The organism is Aeromonas sp. MdU4 (genome assembly GCF_041929505.1).
GTDB lineage: Bacteria > Pseudomonadota > Gammaproteobacteria > Enterobacterales > Aeromonadaceae > Aeromonas.
In genome coordinates, this window is the sequence record NZ_JBHFMW010000024.1 from 374,030 (window position 1) to 398,002 (window position 23,973).

Below are 23,973 nucleotides of genomic sequence, written 5' to 3' on the forward strand. Positions count from 1 at the left end.
CTGAAAGAAGAGTTCGAATGCCTGCGTGTAAATGCAAGTGAGGGGCCAAAAATGGCCCCTTATTCTAAACTTGATTTCGCATGAAACATAGTATCAGTCGGACACTACAGCTGCCTTTCTTGCCGCACCAAACAACCGTCTACGACCCAGATCAACCCCGGCGCTTGCGCCCTGCTGCACCGGTAAGGAGAGCAACATCTTGAGGGTGCTGCTCACCAGCGAGCGCCCCTCGTCGGCCCCGAGATGGGGATCGAGCGGCGACATCAGGGAGCAGGCCAGCAACTGACCGCTGTCGGGTAGTTCGCCAACCATAAAAGTCATGTTGCCGCAGGGGATCTGCAGAGCGAGCCGATCGCCGCTGCTGCGCACCGGCCAAAGCTGATCCGGCCCCGGCAGCAGCACCACGCTCAGCATCCAGGGGGTGAGCACGCAGCCGAGCCACTGACCTTCAAACAGCACGCACTCCGCCACGATGGGCATGGTGGCGTGGTAGAAGGGCAGCGCCTGCATCTCTTGTTTGGCGATCCGCTCGTACTGGGCCACCAGCAAAGGGGCTGGATTGGTGGCAAAACCGGCAAATTCCTGCGCCGTCTCCGGTACTATTTCCGGCACTCTCTCAACCTCGTTCACAATGGATTGCGCCATGTGCCCTCCCGCTCTCGCGCTGCCTTTTCCTGCTCGGAGAGCGCAATGGCGGGCGCGCCAACAGCGGCCAGCAGGGTCAAAATCCGATCCGTCGCCTCCCCCATCGCTGCTGCCACCACAGGGGTGAGGCCGATGCGGGGTTCAAGGGATTCGGGTTCCACCCCGATCAGGGTGAGCCGCTTGGGCGACTCCCCTGTCATGTGCAGCGCCGAGAGCACATCCGCCAGCCCCAGCTGGTGCGGGGAGATCTTGCGGCCAAACAGGGTCGGGATCTCTTCATCCTTCAGGGTCACCACGGTACCCGGCGGGTTACCGCTGCGCACCGCATCCGCCAGAATGATGTGGTCACGATCGGCCATCGCTTCGAGCAGTTCCATACCGGCAGTACCGCCATCGAGCAACTCGATACCGGTGGCGAAACGGTACTCACGCTCCAGCGCCTCGACAATACGCACTCCGATCGCCTCATCGCTCAAGAGCAGGTTGCCCACGCCCAGGATCAGGGTGTTCATCACAGCACCTTCACCTGAGTCGTTTCACCACTCTGGGTATCCACCACATGGACCGCGCAGGACATGCAAGGGTCGAACGAATGGATGGTGCGAACCACCTCCAGCGGCTTGGCCGGATCGGCCACCGGGGTGCCTACCAGCGATTGCTCGTAGGGGCCGGGCTCGTCGTTGAAATTGCGTGGCCCCGAGTTCCAGGTCGATGGTACCACCGCCTGATAGTTCTCGATCTTGCCGCCCTTGATGACGATCCAGTGGGAAAGCATGCCGCGTGGCGCCTCTTCAAAGCCCACCCCGCGAAACTCTTTATCCGCCGGGATCTCGGTCTTGATGTAGGCAGTGGTATCACCCTTGCCGATGTTGTCGACCAGCGCCTTCCACTGATGCGCCAAGGTATCTTTCAGCACGCAGCAACGCACCGCACGACCGATGATGCGGCCCATGGTGGAGTGCAGCTGTTCAGTCTTGATGGCGGAGCCAGTCAGTGCCTTGTAGAGACCGTTAAGCTGATCAAAATGAGCAACCGTCTCCGGATGTTTGGCGGCCAGTTTCACCAAGAGGTCTGCGAGCGGCCCCACCTCTACCACCTTGCCGTAGAAGGTGGGGGATTTGACCCAGGAGTACTTGCCGTCATCCTGCCAGCCGGTGTAGTTGGGCTCGGTCTTGCCCTCCCAAGGTCTAAGAGGCTCGTCATCCTTGTACCAGGCGTGCTTGTTGCTCTCGGCGATGCCATCCATCAGCCAGGCATCCTGATGGCTCTCGATGGCGCGATACCCCGCCAGATTGCCATTCTCGATATAGCCACCGGGCATCAGGAAGCTGCCGCCATTGGCGTCGGTGGGCAGTTCCGGCACGCTCAGGTAGTGCTTGGCCCCCTGCCCCAGGCTCAGCCACTCGGGATAGTGAGCGGCTATGATGGCGGCATCCACCTTATAGACCTGCTCGATAAACTCGCCGAGCCGATCGATAAAGCTCTTCACATAGAGCAGCCGCTCGAGGTTGAGCACACTCGGCGCATCCAGATTGATGGGGTTGGCCACCCCGCCCACCGCCAGGTTTTGAATGTGCGGCGTCTTGCCACCGAGGATGGCGACAATGCGGTTGGCATCGCGCTGGCACTCCAGCGCCTGCAGGTAGTGGGCCACGGCGATCAGGTTCACCTCCGGGCTCAGCTTCATCTCCTTGTGGCCCCAGTAGCCGTTGGCAAAAATACCGAGCTGGCCACTCGCCACCAACGCGCGAATTTTATCCTGCACCTTGGTCAACTCGTCAGCGCTGTTAAGGGACCAGGTAGAGACCCCCTTGAGGATATCCGCCGCCTTCTGCGGATTGGCCTGCAGCGCCGCCGTGATGTCCACCCAGTCCAGCGCCGAGAGCTGGTAGAAGTGGACGATATGATCGTGGATGTTGTGGGCCGCGATGATGAGGTTACGGATGAACTGGGCATTGACCGGCACCTTGGCACCGATGGCGTTTTCCACTGCCCGCACCGAGGCGATGGCGTGAATGGAAGTACATACCCCGCAGATGCGCTGCACTATCATCCAGGCATCGCGCGGGTCGTTGCCCTTGACGATCTCCTCCATCCCGCGCCACATGGTGCCGGATGACCAGGCTTTGGTCACTTTGCCGCCTTCGATTTCGCAGTCAATACGCAGGTGCCCCTCAATGCGGGTGATGGGGTCTATGGTGATACGTTGGCTCATACGTTGGCTTTCCCTCGGGCCTGATAATCTTGGTGAACACGTTCAAGTGATGGCAGTACCGGCAACAGCCGGATCAACAGCAAATAGGCACACACCTCGATGGCGACGAAGCCAAGGGAGATCAGCACCTCCTCCGCGGAGGGGAAGTAGTGGTAGCCATTGCCGGGGTTGAAGGCGAGCAGGGAGTAATCCAGTCGCCAGAGGGCTGCACCCAGCAGCATGCTGAGGGCCCCCAGGAACAACATGCGCGAATCGCGGCGGCTCTTGTCCCAGTGGAACACCAGCAGCGGGAAGATCATCAGCGCGATCTCGCTCCAGAACATGATGGAGTAACGGCTGATGTGCGCTAGATATTCCACCTTGTCGTGAAACACGATTTCGCCAAAGCGCAGCGCCACAAACAGGATCAGGAAGATATCGATCACCTGAGTCAGCTTGTAGAACAGCGGCTTCTCGTTGGGGCCCCGCCCCGCCAGACCGGCCTGTACCAGAGAACCTTCAAACACCACAATGGAGAAACCCATGATAAAGGCAGTGAGCAAAGAGAAGACCGGCAGCAGCTCATAGCTTTGCCAGAGCGGATGGATCTTCTCCCCCGCCACGATCATCAGGGAGCCCATCGAGGATTGGTGCATGGTGGGCAACAGAGCCCCCAGCGCCAGCACCAAGAACATGATGTTGTTGAGGCGGATGAGAGATGTCTTCCAACCGAGTTTTTCCAACAGCACGGGGGCAAACTCCAGCGCCATCACTCCGATATAGATGGTCATGCAGACCGCCGTCTCGAACAGCACCGAAGAGGTGTTGAAGAAGCCCGGAATGTAGAAGTAGGGCAGGTTCCAGTAACGGCCGACGTCGATGGTGATGGAGAGACCGCCCAGCGAGTAGCCGAACAGACTCGCCAGCAGAGCAGGCCGTACCAGCGGGTGATACTCACCCCGGTTGAATACGTAGACCGCCCAGGCCAGCGCCCAACCGCCACAGGCGAAACCGGTACCGATCAGCAGGTCAAAAGAGATCCACAACCCCCAGGGATACCCCCCGTTCAAGTCGGTAACCGAGCCCAACCCAAAGAAGAGACGTTTCAAAATCAGGATGCCGCAGAGCACGATCAGCGGAGCCAGCACCAGCACCGGCCAACTGACCAGCTTGCCGCCAAGCGGGGATGCTTTGTGATTACTCATGATCCTTGCCTCCCTTGACAGAGCCCTGATCTTTACTCTGATCATGACCATCATCGTGGTGATCATCATGGTCATGCTTGGTATTGCGACGAATGAGCACCGACAGCCCGGTCAGCACTACCAACGGCAGCACCATTCCCTTGTAGAGGGTGTGCTGGATATGCTCGGAGCGAGCACCGGAGGAGAGCTCCGGCAGGTCAGGCATGTCGAGGTTGGTGTAGGGCACACCGGCCAGCACCAGCACCTGGGTGCCGCCCCCCTCCTTCTCGCCATAGACGTAAGGCTGGTAGTTGGGCACCTCGTGCAGATAGGGATCGTTGGCGCTGAAGGTCTGACGCGGGTAGGCGTATTCGCTGCCCGGAGTCGCCAGCAGGCGGCGCTTGGCCTCGGCCATCAGCTCTTCGCGGGTACCGAAAATCACCGCGCCGGTCGGGCAGACCTGTACACAGCCAGGTAACTTGCCCTGATCGATCCGCTCAAGCCCCTTCTGGTTGCAGAGCTCACACTTGTGGATCGCTCCAAGCGGGTTGTCGTAGTCATATTTGGGCACATCGAACGGGCAGCCCACCATGCAGTAACGGCAGCCGGTACAGACGTCCGGATCGTAATGAACAATGCCGGTTTTGGGATCCTTCGTGAGAGCTTGCACCGGACAGACCGAGACGCAATTGGGATCGACGCAGTGCATGCACTGCTTCTTGATGTAGGCGTAGCCATCCACCAGTTGATCCTTGTGCTCGCCGCTACCGCTCTTCCACACCTGAATGATGTTGTTGGTGTAGGGCGTCAGTTTGTCGTTGGTGGACCAGGTATGTGCTCCCTCCGGATTGGCCGGGTTGCCATTGAGGCGCTGACACTCCGCCACACAGGCCTGACAACCGACGCAGAGGGTGGAGTCATACAACATGCCGAGCGCCCCTGGAATAGGCGGCTTGTTCTTGACCTCCGCCATGGCAGTGCCAGGCACAGCGGCCCCAGCCGCCAACGCACTGGCGGAGGCGAATTTAAGGAAGTTACGTCTGTTCACGGTTACTCCTCCCGTGATGGGTGCTGCCCGGCTTCGTGGCGTTTCTGCTGGCGACCAAGTTCACGCACCGTCATCAGACTCACCCCCACCAGCACCCCGAGGGCACCACCGATAAGGCCGGTCGCGGTGGGCGAGGTATAGCCCCCCTCCTGGATCTTCACGTCGGGTTTATCCACCCGCGGAGTCGGGTTCTCTACCTTGGCAAGCTGGAAGATCCCCTTGCTAAAACCGACCCCCTGCTCGTTGCAGCCATAGCAAGGGTGACCAATGCCGACCGGCCAAATACCGCCGCCCACATCGCAAAACTCCAGGGTCGAGCAGTTACCGTAGGTCTCCGGCCCCTTGCAGCCCAGATGGTAGAGGCACCAACCCTGACGGTGGCCTTCGTCACCGAACTCCTTGGCGAAACGACCCGCGTCGAAGTGCGGACGGCGCTCGCAGTTCTCATGGATAAGGCGCTCATAGGCAAACAGCGGACGCTTCTTGCTATCCAGCGCCGGCAGCTTGCCGTAGGTAATGTAGTAAGCGACTGTGGTAAGGAAGTTGTGGGGATTGGGTGGGCAACCTGGGATATTGATGATCGGGGTGCCGATATTGCCAAGGGCCTCTTCCAAGCTGACGGCCCCGGTCGGATTGCCACCGCTGGCAGGCACGCCACCCCAGGCAGCGCAGGAGCCGATGGCGATGACCGCAGCCGCATCGGCGGCAGCACGACGAATATGGTCAACAATGGGCTCACCGGCCACCATGCAGTAGACGCCACCATCCTTGAGCGGAATGGAGCCATCCACCACCAACACGTACTTGCCTTTATAACGCTTGATGGCGTTGTGCTTGTTCTCTTCTGCCTGATGACCAAAAGCCGCCGAGAGCACCTCGTGGTACTCCAGCGAAATGGTATTGAGGATCAGGTTTTCGATGGTGGGGTGCGTGGCGCGCAGCAGCGATTCGGTGCAACCGGTACACTCCTGCGCCCCAATCCAGATCACCGGCGGCCGTTCAGGGCTGGTGAGCGCGGTGGCCATCTTGGCGACGGCATTCTGACTTAATCCCAGGGTTGCGGCCATCCCGGCACACAATTTCATAAAATCACGGCGATTAATCCCATGAGCCGATAAAAAATTATCCTCGACCATTCTACTTATTCCCGTAGTGAGCACTTGTCTGATAAATGCTTAATAGCGGGAATGCTAAGGACTCACCTATTCAGTAGTATTGATCTTCATCAATTTCACTAGGCTTAAGTATATTTGCAAGGGGAGCTATATCACAAACCACATAATTTACCCCTAAAGGGATATTAAGCTTCATAATAAATTTAATGAACTTAAATGGTTATAATATAATTAATCAAACAATACAAACTAGACTCGGTGAAGTGTTGCAATCTTTCATGTACTTCTCAATAAAAGTCAGGAGACGACCAGTTATTTCACATTCAATTCACCTCATAAAATCACCTTAAAATATATCTTTACCCAGCCGGTTTGCATACACACCATCGATTTTCAAGGCCGCCTGTTACCAGGCCAACAACGCCACCACTGGTTGCAAGAGAGCCCTCGCCAGCTACCATATGGCTTACCACATATTCCATCACCTTGCTGTCACTCTCTTCAACATGCATATCAGCAGTATCGAAAACACAACTTACCGCGCACCTGTCTTGTACCAAGAAAACACCCTTTACCAAGGTATGTTTACGCACAACCGCGAATCACCATTCAAATTCACACCGAGAATTAAGTTCAATCCCGTTACGGCCAGTAACCTGATAATTATATTTTTCAGAGTATTATCTGCACACTCTGTTGCAAATGTTACCGCCAATCCGGATGATATTTACCCATACGTCACCTGACTAATTAACCAACGCGTAAACACCAGACATTGCGATGATAATTATTCTTATTTGATTGCGAATAACACTATTTTTACTAACATGTCTGTCAACATAAAAATGTACAGGTTATTAACGCAGCAGTGGTTGAAGCAGTTGCAACGCATGATCAAAATCGAACTCATTAACCGCTCTGCTAATCGCTGAAAACGGCTCTCGCAACGATGATGAGGAACCGGACAGTATGGCTTGGATTTGCTGGCTCAGCTCCAGCGCCTGTGCGTCACTCTGGCCAAGCAGACTACTTAAACGCTGCAACTGTACAGTCAAAGCCTCTTCATCAATCGCTTGAACCATGGAGACCGCTGGGGATGGCTCTTCTTCAACCCCCTCCAAGCCCGCCAGCAGTGGCGTCAATACCGACATGACGTGAGATAACGCCTCATCAACCCTCACTGCATCGCGTAGCTCGCACGCCGACTCAAGTACTGCTGCACAGGTCTCCACCCCGGTTGCCCCTATGGTACCTGCGCTTCCTTTAAGGGTATGAGCAAGACGACGGGCAGTGGTCTTGTCGTCCTCTTCCCAGGCAGCCTGAAATTGTGCTGCGAACCCCTGCTGACTTTGCCTGAAACGCTGCAACATGTTGCGATAGAGCACGCTGTCACCTGCCATTACCGCCATTCCCCTGCGCACATCGAGCCCGGGAGCGGCCGCCCAGAGAGTCCCCTCTCCCACTGGCACTGGATGCGACATGACGCTCAAATTGCCAACAGGTTTGATCCAGTGAGACAAGGTGGTCAGCATCAGCTGCATATTCAGTGGCTTGACGATGTGATCGTCCATACCTGCGGCCAGGGCCTTCTCCTTGTCCCCAGCCATGGAACTGGCTGTCATGGCAATGATGGGGAGCCCGGCCAGGGCAGGATCGGCACGGATCAGACGGGTGGCGGTGTACCCATCCATCACAGGCATCTGGCAATCCATCAAAATACCGTCAAACGCCTTATCCTTAGCCAGAATGGCCAGCGCTTCCTCCCCGTGACAGGCACACACCAGAGTGATCTGTTCCTTGCCAAGCAGGGCCTGCGCCACCTCGCGATTCATGTCATTGTCATCAACCAGCAACAAACGGGCCCCTGCCAACGAATGACCAGGCAGCGCGACCTGGCGCAGCAAGGCAAGATCCGCTCGTTTATCCCCCTCTCCCCGGATTGCATTTTTCAATGACAGGGGCGTAAAAGGGTGAGCCAACAGTGCCGTGGCGGGTAACGCTTGCTCGCGACGGTATGCCTCAAACAGCTCGGGATCTCCCTGCGTGATCACCAATATGGCTGGAGGGTTGGCTCTGCGAGTGACCTCGTTCAGGAGCGAAGCAAACCACTCATCGCCAGCTTGCCACCCCAGGATGAGGAGATCATACGGCTCACCGGCTGCTATCCCCTGGCACAGTGCATCACGCACCTCGGAAAGAGAGTCTGCATAGGTGATTGGTAGCGAGAACGCAGCCAGTTGATGGCTAATCACAGCTCTTGATACGGCATGATTTTCCAGCAGCAAAACACGATGTGGAGCGAGCATTTCCTCATCGCTCAAGCTTGCCCCATCCTTTGCCAAAGCAAGCTGGATCTGGAAGTAAAACGCACTCCCCTCTCCAGGCACGCTCTCCACCCGGATATCGCCTCGCATCTGTCGAACCAAATTATGGCTAATCGCAAGTCCGAGTCCGGTGCCCCCATATTTTCGGGTGGTCGAACTGTCCGCCTGCTCAAACGAAGTAAAGAGGCGCCGACACTGTTCGGCCGTCATACCAATACCACTATCCTGCACACAGCCCTGTAACCGGATTGCACCACTCGTCTCTTCACCTCGGGCCAACCGAACAATCACCGCCCCTCGCTCGGTAAACTTGATTGCATTGCTGGTGAGGTTAAGCAGGATTTGACCCAGCCGCAGGGGATCACCACGCAAACGGGCAGGCAGATCTCCGGCGATATCAAACAGCAGAGACAACCCCTTTTCACGCGCTCGAAACGCTGTCAGATCGGCCAGCCATTCGAACACCTCATGGAGTCCGAATTCCACCTGTTCCAATTGCAATTTCCCTGCTTCCATCTTGGAAAAATCGAGGATGTCGTTCAGGATCCCGAGCAAGTTATTAGCGGCTCTGTCTATCTTGCTCACATAGTTGTGCTGCTGGGGGGAAAGCGGGGTTTGTAGTGCCAGGTGGGCCATGCCGATGATGGCGTTCATTGGGGTTCGGATCTCATGGCTCATATTGGCCAAAAATTCGCTCTTGGTGCGGGTCGCGTCCTCGGCAAGCTGCTTTGCCTCCAGCATGACTGCTTCCGCCGCTTTACGATCGCTGAAATCAAAAATGATCCCGTCCAGATACTCGGCGCGGCCGTGTACATCATAGGTCGCCAGCCCGATAGAGTAGACCCAGCGGATCTGGCCCCAACGATCAAAAATACGGTACTCGTTTATATATTGTCGATGCTCGACAATGGCCTCCGTGGTCTTGCGGTTGCTCATGTCAAGATCGTCAGGATGGATCAAGTCACCAAAATCCCGACGACTTTCATCTCCAACAAAATCATTGGCGGGATAACCTGTCAGCTTCTCGGCTTCTTCGCTGACGAACAACATGGTCCAGGGGTGATGAGGCAGACAGCGATAGACCATGCCCGGCACGTTGCGCACCATGGACTGGATCCGCTGTTCACTCTCATGCAACCGCTGGCGATCGGCCGCAATACGATCGTGTGCCTCTCTCATAGCTTGCTCGGCAGCACGAATTGGGGTGATATCGACCAGACTACCAACCGCCCCGCCACGCTCACTGTTAGTAAGGGCAATGCCGGAGAGAAAATAGAGCATGTCCCGACACTCGCCATTGTGCAGCGCAAGCTGCACCTCATGTTGCTCCCTGACCTGACGACCAGCCACCCTATCCGGTCTGGATATATTGTCTACTCCCATCAAATCTGCCAGTTGCGGCAACTCGTCTACCCTTTTCCCCTCCACAGGCAGTGCGACCCCGAATGCATCGATAAACGCCCGGTTTACCCCAAGCAACCGGGCTTCCGTGTCGGTATAAAACAGCGGATGAGGCAAGGTATCGATCAGGGCTTGTTGAAAGGCAAACTGCTCATCGCGTTCACGAAGGCTCCGCTGGCGCAATACCCGCCCCTGCCACAATAACGCCGAGATCAGACAAAACAGCATGACCGTGGCAAAAAGTGCACCTCGACGCCAGGCTGTTACGGCATTCTCTTCATTGCCGAGCACCAGCAACGTCCACTGACCTTTTCCACCGTGCAAGTCAATCTGCATACGGCTCACCAGATAACTGTCCGGCCCGATGCTCACCCTGCTTGCATCGTTCACTGGCAGGATAACGGGCCGGTTGTCAGGGGCGAAATAGTGACCATATTGGCGGGACAAAAAGAGCTTCTGTTTTCTGGCTGGAGAAAATGGCCCCACGACTCCCATCTGCCATTCACTCTTGTTGCTAGCCATCACGACTCCATCAGGGGAAACCAGCAAGCCGATAGAATCCCCCCACCCGGCTAAAAACGTATCAAGTTTCGACATGTCAAAACGGACAACAACAACCCCCGTAACCTCACTATCTTGAGAACGATCGCGTGATACCGGGGCGGCAACATAGAACATCCGTTTGCCCGTACTGAGACTGACGCCGGCATCAACAGTTTCCCGCCCCTGTATTGCTTGCTTGAAGTAGGAACGAAACGAAATATCCTGCCCAACAACATGCTGGCCGAGCGAATCCCAATCGCGGACAATGATCCCGGCTGCATTGGTCACAAAAGCATGGTTTGCCCCCACACCTTGGGCCAGCACTTGCAGCTCCTCACTCGGCGTCAAATTACCTTGTGTCAACAGCGAAGAGAGCTGTATCTCACGATTAAGTCGCCCGGCAAGCTGTACTGCCCCCATTCCTTTACTGGTAAGGGTTAGCTGCAACAAGTTATCGGCTTCCCGCTGAATACGCATATCAAGCGATTGCTGATAAGCCTGCCGCTCCAGTTGGAGATAAGTACCATCGATAACAGCGGCAACCATCAGGGAAACCAGCAATACAAGAACCACACGCCCAAGAGGTGGCCGCATGGCTAGCTACCAGCCCCGAGATCACTCTTGGCAACAGGTTGCAGTGTTGGCGCCAACAGCAAGAATCCATCCAGCAACGCTGGCTCAAAATGACTACCACGAACGGCTCTCATCATCTCCAGAGCCTGCTCTTGCGTGAACGGCGGACGGTAGGGTCGCGGACTGGTCAAGGCCCCATACACATCCACAATCGCCATCAAACGTGCCGCAAGCGGGATGGCCGCACCCACCAATCTATCCGGATAACCGGAACCATCCCACTTTTCGTGGTGATGACGAGCAAGCACTCTGGCAAGCGCAAAACCGGCGTTTTGCTCACCAAAGGTACTTTCCAACCGGGTTATCGCCTCCTCCCCCCACACAGGGTGACGGGCAACCTGCGCCAGCTCCGCGGCCGTCAAATTCGATGGCTTGCACTGAACAGACTCCGGCACACTCAACATTCCGACATCCCGCAAGAGAGCCGCCTGACAAAACAACTCAAGATCCAGTTCAATCAACTCATTCCGATAATTCGGATGAGTCAGCATCTGGTTCACCAGCGCACGCAAATAGGCTTGAGTACGTAGAGCATAATGAAATTCATCAGGAGTACGCCGCTCAATCACCGCAGCCATTAACAAAGCCATCCCCTGGCTGAGAAGCTGGTTTGCTGCATGGTTGTGCCGGGTTGCGACATCAGCACATAAGCGGGCTTCCCGCAGTTGATCCGCAGCTCGCTTTAACATCAGGTGTGTTTCAATGCGCGCCAGCAGAATGGGAGGGCTAATCGGCTTGGTGATGTAATCGGCTGCACCCAAGGCAAAACCCTGTCGCTCATCCTCCGACTCGGCTCGCGCCGTCAGGAAAATCACTGGTATTTCACACGTATGAGAATCAGCTTTCAACAGACGACACACTTCATGTCCATCCAGATCCGGCATCATGATATCGAGGAGAACAAGGTCGGGGGGAAGCTCTGCACGGGCTATTTCGAGCGCCTTGCGGCCATTGGTTGCCAGTTTTATGCGGTAACGCCCGGTGAGCAGCGCATTCATCAAATTGAGTGTACCGGGATCATCATCCACCACCAGCACCACAGGGCGGGTAGAGTCAAGGGCAAGATGTTCCATCTCTCGTTATTCTCCCTGAGGTTATGAAAGGCGATGACCATCTGAATATCAGACTACACCTCCCTTCACGATAACGGATCACCCTACAGCCAGCAAAGACAAGCTGATCGAATTTGCAACGCAAAGGGCAGAAACCAGTCACATTCACGAATGGAAAATGTGCCGCTACAACGTTTCTCACCCACAAACCATCACGGTCTGACCATTACCCTTTTAGGCCAAACCTTGGTCGATAGAACAACACTCGATCGGAGCAGGCGACGGCACCTGACATGTCCATGTCATCAGTTGACCATGTCTATACTCTCTATATGATCATGTTGATAAATGAGCTGGCAGGATGCAGCAGAAAATGGGCTTGATAGATAGTCATACGGACCTCCCTAAAATAGTCACAGGCCCAACAATTGTGTTGGCGCACGACTCGTTATATCGCGAAACACTCTGCAATCAATTGCACACTATCGGTATTACCAATATTCAAGCACTCGAAAATATTGAGCAACTCGAAGCAGCTCTTGCCGATGAGAATATCGCCATGATCATTTGTAATATTGAACCATGGTCAGAAAAATTGCTCACCGTGTTAAAACATATTCGTACATCCAGTAATAAATCCTGCCCATTTCTAACTTTAACTTCAGGTACTGATCGCCTGCTTATTGAAAAGTTTATTCAGGCTAAGGTATCAGATATTATCTTGACGCCATTCACCGCTGACATATTAAAAAGTAGAATTCTACGCCTTATCACAGCAAAAGACCCTGTCCATCCACACTATGGCCGATTTGATGTTAATCGCTTGCATCGTTTTTCCGACTCAGATCTGGTCGCTAGCAACCAAGATAGTCCGACGATCTTGGTGGTGGATGATGTTCCTGATAATTTGATGCTCATCACTTCGGTTTTTCGTAAAGAATTTCACCTTAAATTGGTTAAAGATGGAGATAAAGCGATCAGAATTTGTCAATCAGACTCGCCACCAGACCTGGTCTTGCTCGATATCATGATGCCAAATCTGAATGGATTTGATGTCGCCAGGATCCTGCGTGAACATCCACACTCTGAGCACATTCCAATCGTATTTATGACCGCACTAGATGACAGCTATTCACGTAAACGGGCAATGAAACTGGGTGCGGTTGATTTTATTACCAAACCAATAGATATCGAGATGTTGCGCTTTCGTATTGCCAATCTGATGCGACTGGTTGATGCCAGGCGAAATCTGCAAAAAGAGTTTGATCAGATGCTGGAGCTCAATACGCTCAAAGAGAGCCTGGAATTCAATATTCGCTATGAAATCAAAGAGCCATTGCTAAATGCTGCCCACCAGCTGCAAGAGTTGATGACTGACCCAACGCTGAATATGACTCAGAAAACACATCTATCGATTGCCAAAAAGTCAGTGGTAGATGCACTGGATCTCACACGACTGGCATCTGAGCTCTACAAGATTGAAACTGGCATCTTTGTGATGAAGGCAGAAAAAGTTAGACTGTTCGATATTTTTAATCGGCTAGCCATCCAGTTCCAGAACGTGTATTCATGGAAAAACATCAGCATCAAATTAAACAAGCCACAAAACTATCTATATGATGAGCTCTTTATTTCTGGTAACGAATTCCTCTGCTACTCATCATTTCAAATCTTGCTGCGCCTCGCCTGCGAACACGCCGAGTCAAACACCACCGTCAACATTATTTGCCAGAGAACGCCTGAGAGCATCACGTTAACGATAAATAGTAAAACCCTACTTAAAAATAGTATGACTTCGGCTCTGTTTGATAAACATGTATTATCTCACAATCAAGACAATACAACTAAAAATGGCTATCACGGCAAAGCCATTCTGGAGGCTCATGGTGCAACCATGGCGTTCGCCTTAGATGAAGAAAATCACCTACTCAGCATCGTTATTGTCTTTCCCCAAAAAGAGGATTTAACCCAATATTCCTGATTGAACTTGTTACAATACTACTCTTGCATCATGCCACATTGGTGATACTTACTCACATCAATAGACAAGTCCGCGAATTAAAGATAGATGATGTATTTTCAATACCTAGAAAAAGGTCAAACATCATGAACCGACTCGTTAACCTGGCAGGCCGTCCTGTTTCATCTTCCATCACATGTAGGTGATAGCATGAATATTTTTCGCCGCGTTATCCCCTTGTATATTCATATTGCTCATCTTTTTCTAGGTTTGCTGCTGATATTCGCCTTGATAACACTTGGCCATCAATATCGGCAAACCAAAATCATGTTGATGAAGGAGGCAGAAGACCGATTCAGCCTGATTGGTCAACTGACCTCTCAAGAGCTGGAAGGGCTGTTTCGACCCGCAGCACTGAGCGTTAATCTGTTGGCACAACAGCACCTGACCAACGCCAGCACGCTGTCCGAACGCATGGCCAATCTCCCCTACATGGTGACCCTGCTAAAAGGGCAACCCTCCGCCAACGGGGTGTATGCTGGCTATGCCAACGGTGACATGTTCTGGCTCCTGCGCTGGCCTGCCGATACCGATGTACAACACCTTTCTCCCCCCGCAAATACACGCTGGATGGTGAAAAGTATCCAGCATCAGGGGAACAGTACCCTCACGGATATCTTTGCCCTGACCGATGCACTCGCCATCATCGAACACAAGCAAGTAACGGGGCAAACCTTGGATGCCAGAACGCGTCCCTGGTTTATTCAAGCCCAGCAGGCTGGGCGCCTGGTGCAAACTCCACCCTACATTTCAATAGACACTCAGGAGATAAATCTCAGCTTTGTCAAACCAATGCCACACGGGACGGGTGTCGTCGGGGTTGACCTGAGCCTGCGTTCCATCGAACGTTTGCTCAAATCAGCCATGCTCACCCCCAATATGCGGTTGGCCATTGTCAATGAACAAGGGGAGCTGATCACCAGCCATAAAGGGGGAATGATCATTAATGATGAGAATGGTCGCTATCACCTGGCCAAGGTCACAGAGGCCCACTTGCCAATGATCCAGCACCTGATGGATGCCAGTAAAACGCAGCATGTCGATCGGTTGACCTTCCAATCTGCAGCACGAGATTGGCAAGGTACGCATATTGCACTTCCACAGGCTGATCAATCGCGGCTATCACTGTGGATAGCGGCACCAGTCGATGAACTACTGGCCAGTGCCATTGTCATTCGCAACCAGACCTTCCTCTTGTCAGGGCTCTTCCTGCTCCTTGCCATCTTTGCCGCCATTTTTCTGGCCAGAACCGCAGCCAGACCCATTGATACCCTGACAGCAGAAGCAAGCAAGATTGCCCACTTCGATTTCAATGAGCCCATCAACGTCGATACCTACATTGCGGAAATCATCGATCTCTCCCATGCCATGGGCAACATGAAATCGACCATTCAACGCTTTTTGCATCTCTCAATCTCCATTTCCAGCGAAAGCAGCTTTCCCCAGTTACTGGCCAGGGTACTCACTGAAATGCAGCAACTCACCGGCGCCACAGGTTGCATGCTCTATCTCTCCGATCACCACAACAAGATGCTGGAACTGGCAGGATTATGCTGGAATGGCGAAGTACAGGAACAGCTGCCGACTCACAATATTGGCATGCTTAACCAGCCAAAACACCCGTTATTCAAGACCTTGCAAGGGTTCGAACTGGACCCTGTCGCATTGGTCACCAGTGAGCTACAGCCCCTCTTTCCCTACCTTGAGGAGACCAACGCCCCGCTCACTTTTTGGCCAATAGCCCTGAAAAATCGCGATGGCCAACTGCTTGGCACCATGGTGTTCCTGATTGATGAACAGAAGAAGGCCCTGACTCCGCAGCGAATGGCGTTTGTCAAAGCCATATCGTCCACGGCTGCCGTCGCGCTGACCACCCAGCGACTGCTGGAAGAGCAGCGCAATCTGCTGGAGGCTTTTATCCAACTGATAGCAGGAGCAATTGATGCGAAAAGTCCCTATACCGGCGGCCACTGTCAACGGGTGCCGGAGCTAACCAAAATGCTGGCAGAGGCCGCGTGTCAGGCTCAGGATGGCCCTTTCAAGCACTTCACGCTTGATGAAAAACAGTGGGAAACCATCCATATCGCGGCCTGGTTGCACGACTGCGGTAAGGTCACTACCCCGGAATTTGTGGTAGACAAAGCAACCAAGCTTGAAACCTTGTACGATCGCATTCACGAAATCCGCATGCGCTTTGAAGTACTGAAACGAGACGCAGAGATCGCCTACTGGCAAGCTCGTTGCCATGGCAGTGATGAACCCGAATTAAACGCTGAACTACAAAAACAGTGGCAACAACTGGATGAGGAATTTGCCTTTATTGCTCGCTGCAATGAGGGAGGCGAATTCATGGCAACAGAGGATATTGCGCGGCTGCAGCAGATTGCTAGCCGGACCTGGCAACGAACCCTGTCCGATCGCCTTGGCATTTCTCAAGATGAACTGGCACGTAAACAGCAGGAAAACGACTCCCCGCTACCGGTGACCGAGCCGCTACTGGCGGATCGACCGGATCACCTCTTCACCCGCAGCGACCGCGAACGCCTTGCCGCCGACAACCCTTGGGGATTTCAAGTCAATACCCCTGAATACCTCTATAACCGGGGTGAACTCTACAACCTCTCTATCCGTAGAGGAACATTGACTGAAGAGGAACGCTACAAGATCAATGAACACATGATCCAGACCATCATTATGCTCAACAAGCTGCCCTTCCCCGCCAACCTGACACAGGTTCCGGAAATTGCCGGGGGACACCACGAGAAAATGGACGGTACCGGTTACCCCAAACGTCTAAAGCGTGATGAGATGAGTATCCCCGCCCGTATGATGGCCATTGCAGATATCTTCGAAGCGCTGACTGCTGGCGACCGACCTTACAAGAAAGCCAAATCTCTCTCGGAGGCAATCCGCATCATGGGGTTCATGCAGCAAGATCATCATATTGATCCCGAACTATTTGCCCTCTTTCTTCGCTCAGGCGTCTACCTGCGTTATGCCGAACAATATATGAACCCGGAGCTTATCGACGAGGTGGATATTGCCCCCTATCTTGCTAGCACCTCATTGAGCGACACGTAACAGCAGACCATACCTAACGAGGCTACCGTTACCTCCTTTTTGCCGTTGAAATACAGCTAACCAACTCTGGTTGGGTACTCATTCATCCATGATGCGGATGACGCTCCTATGGTGCCTGTCACGACTCAACAATGTCATCACCTTGGCTGGTTCAGCCTGAAGGGGTTGATGATCGTCATCGTTTATCGCGCATCCTGATAATGCCAAAGGAAAGGGAGGCCAAGCCTCCCATCATTATTGATTGAATGCAGATCTGCGCCAGCGCGAGCACGGATCACGCTTTTGGGGCAACCTTTGCCACCGGGACATTGGCATGGATCTTGGTTTTATGATGCTGCTTTTTCACTACTTTGGTTTGAGTGACATACGGAGCCGCAGCATTCACCGGAATGGCAGCCATGGTGAAGCCAGAAGTCAGGGCAAAAACAGCAGCAACTGCCAAGGGGATGATTTTTTTCATGGTCACTTTCCTTATTTGAGTGATGGAGTCGCTCTCCATGACTTCATCCTACGACCTGACTCGGCTAACTTCCGTGTGTAGTTGGTGACGATATGTATCCGAATGTATAAATCAAAATGTAAAGTTTATGAGTTGTCGATGATATTGTGTCTGTTAAGGCCTTTTGGCGAGTCGTGAGGAGTCATTGGGATATGCCATACTAACAAACGTGATGGCTCTTGACGGCTATAGCAAAAGAACCAGCGCTTATGCTCATAAAATGACCTTTGTGGTGGGAATTCATGGATCCAGTACAGCAACAAAAGCTGATTGAACAACTCATTCCCCAGCTGCGAAAAAAGAATTTCGCAGATATTTTCGCACAGCTCACTGAGGCCGAGAGCAATAATGGCCGCTTTCTGCTCAAAATGGAGCTACAGCGCAAATGCGCCGCCTCTCGCAGGGTCATCGATATGCGAGACGCCTTGGCAGATGAGTGTCAAGTCTATGAATTTAAAGGCATGATCCACTTCATGCCTGCAGAGGCGATCAGCCTGTTTCAGACTCAATGCTACATTTACCGTGATGCCTACACGATGGGCGTCTACGAGATGCTGCAGCAATGGCAGAAACAGCGGCAACAAGCCAGAGTGAAAGGTAAAAGCACTACACCGCTCAATCCTTTCCAACAATATGAAGTCAAGACGATCGCATTTTCCAGTTATTTTGGCCGACGCCAAGAGCGCATGCATATCAGCTCAGAGGTGGAAGTCAGGCTCAAGGATGGAACCAAGCTCCACGCCAAAACATCAGACCTTTCTCATGAGGGCATTCGTATCTCGGTGCCTTATCTACCGACCTACCAAACGGGTGATCAGGTAGACGTTATCTTTACCGGTCTGGAACAGGACCACGCTAATCCAGTATTACAGCAGCCAGTGCAGTACCAAATCTTGGGTGAAGAGAATAAAGAGGGGCGATTCTGGCTGATCTTGATCCGAACTGGTGATAATCCAACCTTTGATACCTTTATAAAAGAGTTCATTAAGATCAATAAGGGGCATCATCGGATAAGCGTCGATCACCTGCTGTCGGCGGCCATCATTAAAGGGCACGAGCAGTTCTATTTACCACGAATGACTGGCATACCACTCTTTTTTAGTTCAGGTGCAACCCCCAAGCTGGAGATAGCCCTGCGCAGCGAGAACAACCAGCACCTTCTCGAATACTGGCGGGACGAAAAAAACCGTGACGTACTGGCTGGGCTGTTTTCTGTCGAGCGAATGAAACGACTCTGCCCAACACCAGGAACAACCAGAGAAACGCTGATCTACAGCTTTGCCCATACCGTGCAGAATAAAGTCTACTTCTTCTCGGCCACAGCAGAAGAGTTACAGCTAAGTGGTTTGACCAAACTGTTCTTTCAGGTGGGAGCACATCGCCCCAGCTGGCGCGTCTATAAGTTTTCAGTGGAAGCATGTGAACTTGCAGAAGCGGACCTTGGCCAGATTATGGGACTCGAAGGGTCTCAATTACAGGACATCCAGTTACTGGAACGCATCAAACAGATAGGCTATTGCGGTTCATTACAAGAGATCAGCCAAGACTCGCATCGCGAAGAGTTCTGCCAGGAAGGGGGGACAATAAACAATCCCAACGAGCTGCAACGATTTGGCCACGAACAAGAGTGCATGCCCTTCGAGATCGAGGTCTTGCAATACGTTCAGCTACGCAAGGAACAACGTTACATCCACAAAACACAAGTAACTGTCAGCCACAACGGCAAATCCTGGCAAGGCTTAACCCGCGATATCTCCGCCCACGGTATGCAGATTGAGCTGGAGGAAGCCTTTATCGGTGAGAAAAACGATGTGCTTACCCTTGCCCTGCCCCGCCTGCAGGAGCTGGCTAAAACGACGGACTTGCAGCATCTACCCTACCGGCTAGTCAGTCTCAACATGACCCGTACGGTATTGCATCTTTGCATCGAAGGCGATACTGCCCGCCACATTGGCCGACAGTTCTTCAGTCTGCTTATCGAAAATAACCAGAAAAAACTGAAAGCAGCCCCAGAACACCGCCGCTATCGCGGCCTTGCCAGGGCTTTACGCAATATCTACACCTGCCATCTTTTCAACACCCCACTGTATATCAACAAGCTGAATGGGAGCCCAAAGCCAGCCTCTATTGGCAAATCCCTCAAACCACGCCCATTACACAGACTACTCACTGTTTGCACTTCGCATCCGGAGCAAGGCAACCTATACCCACTGTTTCAAGGGGACTTGCTTAAAGAGGTGCTAATGACCCCACTTCGTCACCTGGAACGAGATGACAAACCAAAGCAGGAAGAAGTCTACGTATCGTACGTGCAAACCAATACAGGTTGGCCCCAAATCAGTAGCTGCCTCGCCAACTCGTTCAATCATGTACAAGAAAAGCGTCAATTTATCGAGCAGGCATTACAGCAAGGAGAATTCTATTCAGTACTGGTCGGCATCTCCCGTACAGGTCGACCAGACATCAACTTCGTCGCTAACGAGCTGGATACCATAGCTAAATTTGCTATCCACAAGGCGAAGAAACTGGAGGAAGACCTTTGGAGTGTGATCGGGGTCGGTGAGCTCACCGATACGACTGAAGCAACGCTGTTCCGACTAGGCATCACGCAGCCATTAACCTAGCTGGCAAACCGTTTCGCAACAGCAGCACGGGCTATCAGCTCTATCGGGTATGCAGGGATTTGTTGATCTCTTTACGGCGACCACAGGGGAGCGTAGTGACTTTCCGGTAATACCAGATGCCGTGGGGACTGAGCCAGAGATTCATCAATGAGCTCCTCATCGTCCACATAAAGTGGATGACCAAGGGCGCTTGGAAGGTAACTTATTGAATTGCAGAAACAAGTGGTGGCCCTACCAGCCACATCCCGGCACTCGAGTCCCCCGCCTTGGCTGCTACCTTCCGGTCCTGACCAGGTCGACGGGTTATCAATGCGAGCCCAAATAAATCAGGCACTTGGGGATGGTCTGATTGCCATCACAGTGTTCTGAAACCTCAACAAGCGAGAATCCGCCGCAAGTACGGTCATCCACATCAAGTGGACATGCTTAAATGGGTAACAAACAGGACAATCCTACCCGCCCTCCGGCCATAGCTCAACAATCGACCCAATATTGAGCAAAATAAGATCCAATGATAGCCTTAGGTCTCACTTAAACCCGAGGCGACATATGGCTACGAACACAGGCAAAGGCTATCGACAAGGTTCCGTCAACGACCGTACCCAAGTTCAGAACCCGGTTAATGGGAACTGGACGAAACGCGATACGGATAGCGGCAAGTTTATCGAGCAGAAACAAGGTGGGGAGCCATTCAAAGGGGTAGCCAAAGAAACCGACAACCGCCGTAAGTGAACTAGCTATTAATCAACCAAAACCGTGGAGTCAAAACTCAGGGTTAAATCGGTGCCAGCTCATTTGCTGGCACCTGTTCAGTTTTCTAAATAGATGTCACTCTTGCAGACGAAGTACAGGAAGCTCATCCCAGATCAAAGGGTCTTGCTCGGTTCCGCCCGAAAAATTCCAAAGACCAAAGGTTGGCTGCAAGGGACGATAAGTACTTGATAGACCATCCAAATCCCACGTTGTTACATAGAACGCAATACCATCCAGGGAATCAGGACGCCCCAACGAAGCACTGGGAAAATCCAGGTTTATAGTGCGAGATGCCTTGTCAACCATGATGGTCGGTGCAGGCGTCACTGCATCACCATAACGAGTGGCACTCGCCCCCTTGCTGCTATAGAGACTATTCTGCCAACCGAACACCAACAATTGTCGCTCCCAGGTTTGTCCGCCTGGCATGGTGGCATTGAGCTTCGGTAAAACCTGCAAGCCATCTTTGACACCAGGAAGATGGATGAAAATGCTGAAACCAACATGATCGAATCCCAGTGTAGGCAACCAGGTATCCGTCACACTAGCCATCTGCAGGCTTAGACGAACGTTGCTACCAACCTGGTAAACACTCGCCTTCTCGATCGCCATCTGCGGTGCGGCTTTGTCATAGCTAGCATCACCAGGCAAAGCATATCCCCCGTTCGGACCACCGTTTCCATCCATGGCATCGCCACTGTCATCCAGAGTCTGACTAGGTACTGAAGGGAAGTTGAGAAGGCTCTTGAAATGGATATCGGCGGTCGAGTTACCTGTTCGCTCCTCAAAAAGCGCCAAACGGTGACTTTGCTCACCCACTTGGAAATGACGAACACTCAGCTGCCCTTGCCACTGCCCAGCTTCATCAACTGTGACACGCGACGCAGTATCTAACTGCCCATCAATTACTAGCTGGAGTTGAGTCCCAGGTGTACCTGTCCCGTTCAAAGATAAATCGGCATTCAGCACACTCCCCTCAAGCGGTGTAGTCAATGTCATAACATGCTCCTGAGGAGGAACTGCGGCTGTCCCATCGGCAATGACCATCACAGCAGACTTGGGCGGCAAGGCTTGGGTCAACGTTCCATCTTCAGCGATCACAATTTCATGTTGTTCGGACACATTGAGAGCACTGAGGATACGTAGACGTGTGCCAGCAGGCAGCCCTGTGCTCATTTTGTTGAGAAGAATCTGCTCGGGAGCAGTGTTGAGGATAACGAGTAAATCGCTTCCTTCCATATGACGACGGTACGCAAATGCACCCGATCCGCTTTTCTCCTCAACTAATATGCTTAGGTCACCTCTGGATAAAACCTTGTTCTGTTTACGTAGATTTGTCAGAGTCTGAATAAATCGATACATGTCAGAATCAGGGTTGAATGAATCTATTTGACGGCCATCTTCTCGATATCCCCCCTCAAACATGGCATCACGGTGAGCAGTAAAAGCTTGCTCGGTTCCCTGATAAAGTACGGGAATACCAGGGAGAGTTAACATGGTGAATAGTGCTTGTTTTAGGTCATCCAAATTGCCCTGAGCAAGGAAACGAGCCATATCGTGATTCTCGATAAAATTACCAAGACGATAGGGGTTGGGATACATTTCCATCATTTTACGCAGCCGAAAACCTAGCTCCGCAGTAGGACGACCACCAGCAAATACCTGAGTCATGGTCGCTTGTAACGGAAAGTTGAGCAGTGATTCTAGCTCTGGCTTCTCTTTTGTACCAAGATAGGAGATCAACTTTTCCTCCCCCTCGGTCTTGTAAGGGCTAGAGCTCTCAAAAATCTCACCCAAGCTTAGAAAATCATTACGACCTGTCTCTTTGGCTTGATTCAAGATGCCATCCTGAGCGTGAAAAAAATCATGATAAAAATCATGCTCAACAAATTTGACAGTATCAACTCGAAAAGCATCTACCCCTACCTTGTCAATCCAGTAGCGATAACTTTGCTTGAGGTAATCACGAACTGCAGGGGTAGATGTATTGAGATCATCAAGGTCAGAGAGCTGGTAAGTCAGCTGTTGTTCCTGCTCATTGTGATCGATGATCTGGGGAGTCCAGTGATATATGGCAGCCTGCTGTGCCTCAGAAGAATTGCAGTCATTAAGCGCCAAAGGCGATGGTAGCGATTGCCCCGCAGCTAATGCCCCAGGTATCAGCTCGAAGCCCTCACAAGGTTTAGATGGATCATAAGTTCCTGAGTATGTGAAAAAGTTGCCAACATGATTGACTACTATGTCTTGGATGAGATACATCCCTCGCTTATGAAGATCCTCTGCAAGAGCCTGATAAGTCGCCAAATCGCCGAAGTGCTCATCGATCTTCTGCATATCACGAGCCCAATAGCCATGATAACCCCCGTAATTCTGGGCTGGATCCCACCATTGATTAGCCACCGGAGGTGTCATCCAGACAGCTGTGGCCCCCAGTTCAGATATGTAATCCAACTTCTCACGGACACCACTGATATCACCCCCACTAAACTTCTTATCACTGGTGGGATCAAATTCACCGGTTCCTTGGTCATTGTTAGAGGGATCCCCATCATTAAAACGGTCTATCATTAGAAAATAGACTATTTGATCACGCCAATCCGGTGAAGATACATGACGATATGAAGATGATTCGCTGTTTTCGTTACTGCTGAAGCAACCGGTCATGGCGAAAGAAATCGCCGTAACCAGCAGCCCCAGGCGGGCTTTTTTTATCTTATTCATTTTATTTCTGTTCTCAGTGAAAAACCGTCAGCATTGTTACCAACTCATCCCTGTGTAGAATTATCATTTGGTGCCAAAATCATAGCTCTCCACGCCAAGTTACAATTCTGTGACTAACCTCACGCTCCCAATGCAT

Annotated in this window: 14 protein-coding genes and 1 other RNA gene; 4 read left to right on the forward strand and 11 right to left on the reverse strand. The window is 52.5% G+C overall.

Annotated features, from left to right (window positions below):
- Positions 1-93: 93 nt before the first annotated feature.
- The 8 genes from hybE to ACE1BR_RS15325 form a co-directional block, all read right to left on the reverse strand.
- Positions 94-645 carry a hydrogenase-2 assembly chaperone gene (gene hybE, locus ACE1BR_RS15290; protein ID WP_374871676.1) on the reverse strand — a complete coding sequence of 184 codons (552 nt, stop codon included), beginning with the start codon at positions 643-645 and terminating at the stop codon, positions 94-96.
- A complete protein-coding gene (locus tag ACE1BR_RS15295; RefSeq protein ID WP_374871678.1) occupies positions 627-1,157 on the reverse strand; it encodes a HyaD/HybD family hydrogenase maturation endopeptidase in 531 nt (176 codons plus the stop codon). Before ACE1BR_RS15295 ends, hybE begins: the two co-directional genes overlap by 19 nt.
- Complete coding sequence (gene hybC, locus ACE1BR_RS15300; RefSeq protein WP_374871680.1) at positions 1,157-2,860, reverse strand: hydrogenase 2 large subunit; 1,704 nt, start codon at positions 2,858-2,860, stop codon at positions 1,157-1,159. Before hybC ends, ACE1BR_RS15295 begins: the two co-directional genes overlap by 1 nt.
- Positions 2,857-4,044, reverse strand: a complete 1,188-nt coding sequence (gene hybB, locus ACE1BR_RS15305; RefSeq protein WP_374871682.1) for a Ni/Fe-hydrogenase cytochrome b subunit — start codon at positions 4,042-4,044, stop codon at positions 2,857-2,859. The genes hybC and hybB overlap by 4 nt, the downstream gene beginning before the upstream one ends.
- Positions 4,037-5,071, reverse strand: a complete 1,035-nt coding sequence (gene hybA / locus ACE1BR_RS15310) for a hydrogenase 2 operon protein HybA (protein ID WP_374871684.1) — start codon at positions 5,069-5,071, stop codon at positions 4,037-4,039. The genes hybB and hybA overlap by 8 nt, the downstream gene beginning before the upstream one ends.
- Before the next feature lie 2 nt (positions 5,072-5,073).
- Positions 5,074-6,207, reverse strand: coding sequence for a hydrogenase 2 small subunit (gene hybO, locus ACE1BR_RS15315; RefSeq protein WP_216978671.1), 1,134 nt, complete (start codon positions 6,205-6,207; stop codon positions 5,074-5,076).
- An 836-nt stretch (positions 6,208-7,043) separates the two neighbouring features.
- Positions 7,044-11,015, reverse strand: a complete 3,972-nt coding sequence (locus ACE1BR_RS15320) for a response regulator (protein WP_374871686.1) — start codon at positions 11,013-11,015, stop codon at positions 7,044-7,046.
- Positions 11,016-11,050: 35 nt separating this feature from the next.
- On the reverse strand, positions 11,051-12,160 hold the full coding sequence (locus ACE1BR_RS15325; protein ID WP_374871688.1) for a two-component system response regulator: 1,110 nt from the start codon (positions 12,158-12,160) through the stop codon (positions 11,051-11,053).
- 340 nt (positions 12,161-12,500) lie between these two features.
- Here ACE1BR_RS15325 and ACE1BR_RS15330 point away from each other — a divergent pair, with 340 nt between their 5' ends.
- Positions 12,501-14,120, forward strand: a complete 1,620-nt coding sequence (locus ACE1BR_RS15330; protein ID WP_374871690.1) for a response regulator — start codon at positions 12,501-12,503, stop codon at positions 14,118-14,120.
- 189 nt (positions 14,121-14,309) lie between these two features.
- Entirely contained in the window at positions 14,310-17,240 is a 2,931-nt protein-coding gene (locus ACE1BR_RS15335; protein WP_374871692.1) for an HD domain-containing phosphohydrolase, read from the forward strand.
- 274 nt (positions 17,241-17,514) lie between these two features.
- Here ACE1BR_RS15335 and ACE1BR_RS15340 read toward each other — a convergent pair whose 3' ends face one another.
- Positions 17,515-17,700 carry a hypothetical protein gene (locus tag ACE1BR_RS15340; protein ID WP_374871694.1) on the reverse strand — a complete coding sequence of 62 codons (186 nt, stop codon included), beginning with the start codon at positions 17,698-17,700 and terminating at the stop codon, positions 17,515-17,517.
- A gap of 281 nt (positions 17,701-17,981) precedes the next feature.
- Between ACE1BR_RS15340 and ACE1BR_RS15345 the strand changes: the two genes are divergently transcribed.
- Positions 17,982-20,363: a PilZ domain-containing protein gene (locus tag ACE1BR_RS15345; protein ID WP_374871696.1), complete on the forward strand. Its 2,382-nt coding sequence runs from the start codon at positions 17,982-17,984 to the stop codon at positions 20,361-20,363.
- 229 nt (positions 20,364-20,592) lie between these two features.
- Here ACE1BR_RS15345 and ffs read toward each other — a convergent pair.
- Positions 20,593-20,686: signal recognition particle sRNA small type (gene ffs / locus ACE1BR_RS15350), an RNA gene on the reverse strand.
- A gap of 226 nt (positions 20,687-20,912) precedes the next feature.
- Between ffs and ACE1BR_RS15355 the strand changes: the two genes are divergently transcribed.
- Positions 20,913-21,095 carry a hypothetical protein gene (locus ACE1BR_RS15355; RefSeq protein ID WP_021230269.1) on the forward strand — a complete coding sequence of 61 codons (183 nt, stop codon included), beginning with the start codon at positions 20,913-20,915 and terminating at the stop codon, positions 21,093-21,095.
- 96 nt (positions 21,096-21,191) lie between these two features.
- Here ACE1BR_RS15355 and ACE1BR_RS15360 read toward each other — a convergent pair whose 3' ends face one another.
- Positions 21,192-23,837, reverse strand: a complete 2,646-nt coding sequence (locus ACE1BR_RS15360) for an alpha-amylase family glycosyl hydrolase (protein WP_374871698.1) — start codon at positions 23,835-23,837, stop codon at positions 21,192-21,194.
- Positions 23,838-23,973: the final 136 nt, after the last annotated feature.

Coding starts and splice junctions, on each gene's coding strand:
- hybE (WP_374871676.1), bottom strand. CDS start 645: ATGGCGCAATCCATTGTGAACGAGGTTGAGAGAGTGCCGGAAATAGTA.
- ACE1BR_RS15295 (WP_374871678.1), bottom strand. CDS start 1,157: ATGAACACCCTGATCCTGGGCGTGGGCAACCTGCTCTTGAGCGATGAG.
- hybC (WP_374871680.1), bottom strand. CDS start 2,860: ATGAGCCAACGTATCACCATAGACCCCATCACCCGCATTGAGGGGCAC.
- hybB (WP_374871682.1), bottom strand. CDS start 4,044: ATGAGTAATCACAAAGCATCCCCGCTTGGCGGCAAGCTGGTCAGTTGG.
- hybO (WP_216978671.1), bottom strand. CDS start 6,207: ATGGTCGAGGATAATTTTTTATCGGCTCATGGGATTAATCGCCGTGAT.
- ACE1BR_RS15325 (WP_374871688.1), bottom strand. CDS start 12,160: ATGGAACATCTTGCCCTTGACTCTACCCGCCCTGTGGTGCTGGTGGTG.
- ACE1BR_RS15330 (WP_374871690.1), top strand. CDS start 12,501: ATGCAGCAGAAAATGGGCTTGATAGATAGTCATACGGACCTCCCTAAA.
- ACE1BR_RS15335 (WP_374871692.1), top strand. CDS start 14,310: ATGAATATTTTTCGCCGCGTTATCCCCTTGTATATTCATATTGCTCAT.
- ACE1BR_RS15340 (WP_374871694.1), bottom strand. CDS start 17,700: ATGAAAAAAATCATCCCCTTGGCAGTTGCTGCTGTTTTTGCCCTGACT.
- ACE1BR_RS15345 (WP_374871696.1), top strand. CDS start 17,982: ATGGATCCAGTACAGCAACAAAAGCTGATTGAACAACTCATTCCCCAG.
- ACE1BR_RS15355 (WP_021230269.1), top strand. CDS start 20,913: ATGGCTACGAACACAGGCAAAGGCTATCGACAAGGTTCCGTCAACGAC.
- ACE1BR_RS15360 (WP_374871698.1), bottom strand. CDS start 23,837: ATGAATAAGATAAAAAAAGCCCGCCTGGGGCTGCTGGTTACGGCGATT.